General features: G+C 73.9%; 1 protein-coding gene. It reads left to right on the forward strand.

Annotation, left to right across the window (positions count from 1 at the left end):
- Nucleotides 1-4,539: ATP-binding protein (locus ACWCSD_RS48360; RefSeq protein WP_449925860.1), on the forward strand; the 4,539-nt coding region annotated here is incomplete at both ends.

The following is a 4,539-nucleotide window of genomic DNA, read 5'->3' on the forward strand; positions in this document are numbered from 1 at the left end:
GCCGAGCGCGCGTTCGGCTCGGGCGTGGTCTTCCTGGAGCGCCTGGTCACCGGCGCCCGCCACGTCGAGGTGCAGGTCATCGCCGACGGCCAGGGCACCGCGTGGGCGCTGGGCGTGCGCGACTGCTCGGTGCAGCGGCGCAACCAGAAGATCATCGAGGAGTCCGCCTCCCCGGTCCTGACCGGCGACCAGGCCGACGAGCTGAAGGAGTCGGCCGCGCGGCTCGCCGTGGCCGTCGGCTACCGCGGCGCCTGCACCGTCGAGTTCCTCTACCACCCGGGCGACAAGATGTTCGCCTTCCTGGAGGTCAACACCCGGCTCCAGGTCGAGCACCCGATCACCGAGCTGACCACCGGCACCGACCTGGTCCGGCTGCAGCTGCACGTCGCCGCCGGCGGTCGCCTGGACGGCCCCCGGCCGGCCGAGAGCGGCCACGCCGTGGAGGCCCGGCTCAACGCCGAGGACCCCGACCGCGACTTCGCCCCCGCGCCGGGCCGCATCGCCCGCCTGGTGCTGCCCGCCGGGCCCGGCATCCGCGTCGACACCGGCGTCAGCGAGGGCGACACCATCCCCGCCGACTTCGACTCGATGATCGCCAAGATCATCGCCTACGGCCGCGACCGCGAGCAGGCCCTGGCCCGCCTGCGCCGCGCGATGGCCGCCACCACCGTGATCATCGAGGGCGGCGCCACCAACAAGAGCTTCGTGCTCGACCTGCTCGACCAGCCCGAGGTGATCGACGCCGTCGCCGACACCGGCTGGATCGACCGCGTACGCGCCGAGGGCCGCCTGGTCAGCCACCGCCACTCCGCGGTCGCCCTGGCCGCCGCCGCGATCGAGGCGTACCAGGACGAGGAGGAGGTCAGCCGCAACCGGCTGCTGGCCACCGCCCACGGCGGGCGCCCGCAGGTGCAGCACGAGACCGGCCGCCCGCTGACCCTCAAGCTCCGCGGCGCCGGCTACCGGCTCACGGTGGCCAGGGCCGGGCAGCGGCGCTTCCGCGTCGGCATCTCCGACGGCGACCGCTCCCATCCGCTCGACGTCGAGATCGACCGCTTCGACGAGCACGCCGGCCGCATCACCGTCAACGGCCGCCGCTTCCGCCTGATGTCGGCCACCCACGGCCCGATCCACCTGGTCGAGGTCGACGGCGTCACCCACCGCATCAGCCGCGACGAGGGCGGCGTCGTCCGCTCGCCCGCGCCCGCGCTGGTGGTGGCGACGCCCCTGTCGGCCGGCGACGAGGTCGAGGCGGGCGCGCCGATCCTGGTGCTGGAGAGCATGAAGATGGAGACGGTGCTGCGCGCGCCGTTCCGCGCCCGCGTCCGCGAGTGCGGCGTCTCGGTCGGCAGCCAGGTCGAGGCCGGCGCGCCGCTGATGCGCCTGGAACCCCTCGCCGGCGCCGAGGCCGAGCAGGCCGCCGCCACGACGGGCGCCGCCGAGATCGACCTGCCCGCCGCCCCGCCGCGGGCCTCCGCCGCCGAACAGGCCGAGCGCGGCGTCCAGGACCTGCGCGAGCTGCTGCTCGGCTTCGACGCCGACCGCCACGAGCGCACCCGCATGTTGTCAGGCTACCTGGCCGCGCGGGCCGAGCTCGACGACCGCGTGATCGAGGGCGAGCTCGACCTGCTCACCGTCTTCGCCGACCTGTCCGAGCTGAGCCGCAACAAGCCGGGCGGCGAGCTCGACGTCGAGCCGGGCAGCCCGGTGCACAGCCCGCGCGAGTACTTCCACAGCTACCTGCAGAGCCTCGACGTCGAGCGCGCCGGCCTGCCGGAGGCGTTCCAGGCCAAGCTGCGGCGCATGCTCAGGCACTACGGCGTCGAGGAGCTCGACCGCACCCCGGAGCTGGAGGCCGCGGTCTTCCGGATCTTCCTGGCCCAGCAGCGGATGACCGCCGGCGTCGCCGTCGTGTCGGAGCTGCTGCGCACCTGGCTGGCCGGCGCGCCGCCGCGCGAGTCGCTCGGCGAGCGGGCCGGGCTCGCCCTGGAGCACCTGGTCGAGGCCACGCAGGTGCGCTTCCCCGTGGTCGCCGACCTGGCCCGCGGCGTCGTGTTCCGCTGGTTCGCCCAGCCGCTGCTGCGCCGCAACCGCGCCAAGGTCTACGCCGCCGTCCGCGACGAGCTGCGCCACCTCGACCGCGACCCCGACGCGCCCGACCGCGCCGAGCGCATCCAGGCCATGGTGGCCAGCTCCGAGCCGCTCGTCCGGCTGCTCGGCCAGCGCATCGGCCGGCCAGAACGCGACCTCGCGCCCCTGCTGGAGGTCCTGACCCGCCGCTACTACGGCAACCGTGGGCTGGCGCAGGTCACCACCCGCGACAGCGCGGGCTGCCGGTTCGTCACCGCCGAGCACACCGGCCCGCGCGGCGTGACCCGCCTGGTCACCACCGCCGTCGACATCGCCGCCCTGCCCGCCGCCATCGACGCCGTCGGCGCGCTGGCCGAGGGGGTGGGCGGGCGCGGGCTCGTCGCCGACCTCTACCTCACCTGGGACGACCAGCCCGACGCCGAGGAGATGGCCGTACGGCTCGGGCAGGTCCTGGCCGAGCGCCCGCAGATCGCGGGCGTACGGCGGATCACCACCACCGTCGTGGGCACCAGCGGCGCGGTCATGCACCACCACTTCACCTTCCGCCCCGACGGCGCGGGCTTCGCCGAGGACCGCCTGATCCGCGGCCTGCACCCGCAGATCGCCCAGCGCCTGCAACTGCACCGGCTCCAGGAGTTCGACCTCACCCGGCTGCCCTCGGTCGACGAGGAGCTCTACCTGTTCAAGGCCGTCGCCAAGAGCAACCCGGCCGACGAGCGGCTCATCGCCATGGGCCAGGTCCGCGACCTGACGCCGCTGCGCGAGGCAGACGGCCGCCTGGTCGCGCTGCCCGCCGTCGAGGACGCACTCAACGCCGGCCTCGACGCGATCCGCAACATCCAGGCCCAGCGCCCCCAGAACAAGCGCTTCGACACCAACCGCATCATGATGTACGTCTGGCCCTCGACCGAGCTGACCACCGACGAGCTCAACATGCTGGTCCAGCGCATCCTGCCGACCACGGCGGGCGCCGGGCTGGAGGAGGTCCAGTTCGTGGCCCGCCAGCGCACCCCCTCGGGCGAGCTGAGCGAGGTCGCCGTGCGCATCACGCTCGGCCCCGGCCACGGCGCCAGCCTGCACGTCGGCAAGCCGTCCGACGAGCCGGTCCAGCCGCTCGACGACTACCGCCAGAAGGTGCTGCGCGCCGCCCGGCGCGGCAACGCCTACCCCTACGAGCTGACCGGCCTGCTCGCCGGCCCGCAGGGCCGCTTCGTCGAGCACGACCTCGACGCCGACGGCGTGCTCGTCCCGGTCGACCGGCCCAAGGGCAACAACTCCGCGGCGATCGTGGCCGGCGTGGTCACCACGCCGACCGCCCGCCACCCCGAAGGCGTCACCCGGGTGGTGCTGCTCGGCGACCCGACCAAGGCGCTGGGCGCGCTGTCGGAGCCGGAGTGCTCGCGGGTGATCGCCGCGCTCGACCTGGCCGAGCGCATGCGCGTGCCCCTGGAGTGGTTCGCGCTGTCGGCCGGCGCCCGGATCTCGATGACCTCGGGCACCGAGAACATGGACTGGGTGGCGGCGGCGCTCAAGCGCATCGTCACCTTCACCCAGGCCGGCGGCGAGATCAACATCGTGGTCGCGGGGATCACCGTGGGGGCGCAGCCGTACTGGAACGCCGAGGCGACGATGCTCATGCACACCAAGGGCATCCTGGTGATGACCCCCGACTCGGCGATGGTGCTCACCGGCAAGCAGTCCCTCGACTTCTCCGGCGGCGTGTCGGCCGAGGACAACTTCGGCATCGGCGGCTACGACCGCGTCATGGGGCCCAACGGCCAGGCCCAGTACTGGGCGCCCAACCTGCCGGCCGCCCGCGACGTGCTGATGGCCCACTACGACCACACCTACGTCGTGCCCGGTGAGAACGGCCCCCGGCGGGCCCCGACCGCCGACCCGGCCGACCGGGACGTCCGCGACTACCCGCACGCCGTGGCGGGCAGCGACTTCACCACCGTCGGCCAGATCTTCTCCGCCGAGCACAACCCCGACCGCAAGAAGCCGTTCGACATCCGCACCGTGATGCGCGCCCTGTCCGACCAGGACCACCCGGTGCTGGAACGCTGGGCGGGCATGGCCGACGCCGACACCTCGGCCGTCCAGGACGTGCACATCGGCGGCCGGCCGGTCTGCCTGATCGGCATCGAGTCACGGCCGGTGCCGCGGCGCGGCTTCCCGCCCGCGGACGGGCCCGACTCGTACACGGCCGGCACGTTGTTCCCGCGCTCGTCGAAGAAGACCGCGCGGGCGATCAACGCGGCCTCCGGCAACCGGCCGCTGGTCGTGCTGGCGAACCTGTCCGGCTTCGACGGCTCGCCCGAGTCGATGCGCAAGCTCCAGCTGGAGTACGGCGCGGAGATCGGCCGGGCGATCGTCAACTTCGACGGGCCGATCGTGTTCTGCGTCATCTCCCGCTACCACGGCGGCGCGTTCGTGGTGTTCTCCAAG

This window comes from Nonomuraea sp. NPDC001684 (assembly GCF_053596515.1).